This is a genomic window from Rhizobacter sp. P2_D12 (assembly GCF_056404395.1).
The window spans coordinates 1-2,861 of the sequence record NZ_JBFUEB010000236.1 but is presented as its reverse complement, the minus strand read 5'-3'; the positions used below and the strand labels follow the sequence as shown (position 1 = coordinate 2,861).

2 protein-coding genes are annotated in these 2,861 nt (G+C 70.1%); both read right to left on the bottom strand.

The features are described from left to right. Window positions 1–1,005: serine/threonine-protein kinase (locus AC1DYN_RS31990; RefSeq protein ID WP_477966746.1), on the bottom strand; the 1,005-nt coding region annotated here is incomplete at its 3' end. A 7-nt stretch (window positions 1,006–1,012) separates the two neighbouring features. Next, window positions 1,013–2,861: coiled-coil domain-containing protein (locus AC1DYN_RS31985; protein ID WP_477966744.1), on the bottom strand; the 1,849-nt coding region annotated here is incomplete at its 5' end.

The window sequence follows — 2,861 nt, the reverse complement described above, 5'->3', positions numbered from 1 at the left end:
CCCGGCCGCCGCGCGGATCGCCGCCAGCAGCGCGTGCACGCTGGCCGGGCGCGCCGCCGGATCGCGCCCGAAGCCGCTGCGCAGCACCTCCCACTGGCGCGCGCCCAGCGTCTCGGGCACGGTGCCGCCCGGTTCGCCGGGCAGTACACCGGTGAGCAGCTGGTGGATCATGACCGCCACCGCATACACGTCCAGCGTGGGCTCCGGCGTGCGGCCTTCCATCACCGCTTCCGGCGCGCGGTAGCCGGCCGTGCCGGACGTGGCCGGTGCATCGAGCTTCGACACGGGGCCGCTGGCACGCGCGCGCGCCGCGATACCGAAGTCGAGCAGTTTGACGTCGCCCTTGGTCGTGACGAACACATTGCCGGGCTTGATGTCACGGTGGACCAGGTGATGCCGTTCCCACGCGTAGTCCAGCGCAGCGGCGACCGGGTCGAGCAAGGCCAGCACGCGTGCCAGCGGCAGGCGGCCTTCGCGCGCCAGGACGGCGTCGAGGTCTTCGCCTTCGAGGTATTCCATGATCAGGAAAAAGCTCGACGTGGCCGGGTCCTGCGCCCATTCGTAGACGCGCACGATGTGTTCGTGCGCCAGGCGCCGCGCGCGCGTGGCTTCCTGGATCAGGAGCTTGGCGTGGCTGGCGGCGGATGTCGCATGCGCAGGCAGGATCTTGAGCGCGACCTGGGCGCTGTGCCCCAGCTCGGCGTGCGTGGCCAGGTCGGTCGCCTGCCACACCTGGCCCATGCCGCCGTGCGCGATCAGGCGTTCGAGCCGGTAGCGCCGGTTTTGCGGGCCGATTTCCTGGCCCGTCATCAGGCCGATTTCGGTGCCCGGGCGAGGTGCAGGCGCAGACGCGTCGTACAGCGCATCCGGGTCGGCTGGCCGCTCGCCCGGCTGGTAGGCCGCGTCGAGGATCGCGTTCTTGCGCAGCTCGAACTCTTGCCGGCTCAGCAAGCCGTCGTCGTGCAGCGCGCGCAGTTCGCGGATCTTGTCGATGGCTGTTTGCATTGATCGATCAGGCAGACGGCGCCCCGCCACAGGCGGCGCACACGCGATCGTCGCGTTGCAGGGTGTGGCCGCGCACGCACTGGCGCGCGCCGGCCTGCGCATGCAAGGCGGCCTTGTTCACGTCATTCTGTAATGTCAGCAGGTCGAGCTGGTGGCGCCGGTCCTTGTCGACTTCGTGCTCGCGCCGCGCCTGTTCGTCGCGCACCAGCTGCGCCGCCGCGCGCGCCGCCTCGCCCGGGTCGACCTTGCCGGCGCCGGCCACGCCGGCCAGCGCCGCCAGCTGGTCGGCATCCATGTCGGCATGCACGCGCGTCTTCAGGTAATCGGCCAGAACGACCGCATTGGCGGCATCGGCCAGCGCCAGTTTGGCCGTGTCGTCCATCGCGCCCAGCGCCGCGGCGCGTTCCATCGCCAGGCGTGCGAGCGCAATCTCGTGCGCCCGCTCGCCGGCGCGCGCCGCTTCGCCCAGGCCGGCGCGGCGTTCGTCGGCGTGCAGCGTCACGTCCTGCAGCGAGCGGGCCTGCAATGCCTCGAGTTCGATCGTGCGCTGCAGTTTGTCCTGCTGGGCCTCGGCATCGAGCTTGCCGGCGCCGCGCCGCGCGCCCTCGATGCGCTGGCGTGCCTGTTCGTCTTCCCATTCCTGCGTGCGGCCGGCCTCGCGCAGGCGCGCGTCGTTGGCCAGCTTCAGGGCCTGATAGCGCGCCTGGTACTCGGCTTCGTCGATGTCGCGCATGCGGCGCGCTGCTTCGGCTTCGCTTTCGCGCAGGCGAATCAGTTCGTCACGCTGGCGCGTGGCGTCCTCGATCAGGCGCGCCTGGTCGATCTTGTGGCGGATCTGCTGCTGCAGCAACTGCTGCGAAAAGCGCTGCTGCGCCGACTGGCGCGCATGCTGGGCTTCCTGCTGGGCGCTGGCGACTTCGGCCCGCATGTGCACGCCGGCCAGCGCGCGCAGGTGCTGCCACTGCGCCGCTTCGTCGGCGCGCTGCGCCCCTTTCTGCGCGGCCTCGTGCTGCAGTTCGGCCAGCACTTCACCGGCGCCCTGCGCCATTGCCTGCTCGCGCGAGGTGGCTTCGAGGATGCGGCCATACAGTTCGATCTGGCGTGCCCRCACGCCGTGTGCGCGGTCGGCGCCCTGCAGCGACATCTCGGCGCGCGCGATCGCGTCGTCCTGGCACAGCTCGGCGCGGCGGATGCGCAGGCGCGCTTCTTCTTCGCTGCGCTTGATGCCCTGCCATTCTTCGGCCGTGTACAGCTCGTCCAGATGGCGCTTGTGCGCCAGTTGCACATGTTGCTCGTCGGCCGCGAGCCACATGCTGCCCACGCGCGCGCGGTTGGCGTCGTATTTGTCGTGGCGCAGCTCCACCGTCTGCACGCTCGTCACGGCCAGGCCGTAGTCGGCCAGCAAGAGCTTGAGGCCGCCCTGCAGACGTTCGTCGAGTTCTTCGCGCAGCGCGCCGCCTGCTGCCATCTCGCGAATCGAGCGCGCGCCGATGAATTCCAGCGCCAGCTGGCGCACCGGATGCGCCAGCAGTTCGCGCAACTCGGGCGTGCCGATGGTGCCGGGCGTGGTCATGAAGTGGCGCGCAAAGGCCGGGACGTTCTCGATTTTGATGCTGACCGTGAAGCGTACCGAAATGGCAAGCTGCTCGCAGGTGGGGATATCGTCGAACTCGAATGGCACCGGGAGCGCCGTCGTGCGCGTGACGAGGATTTCGGCGTGCTGGTCGCGCAGAAGATGGTTCAGGCGCGTGAAGAAGCCTTCGAGTTCGTACTCGCCCTGCGGCACCTCGGTCGCCTTGTCGCCCTGCAGGATGAAGCCGCGCGCCGTGGCCGGCACGCGCAGCGTCTTGACGAAC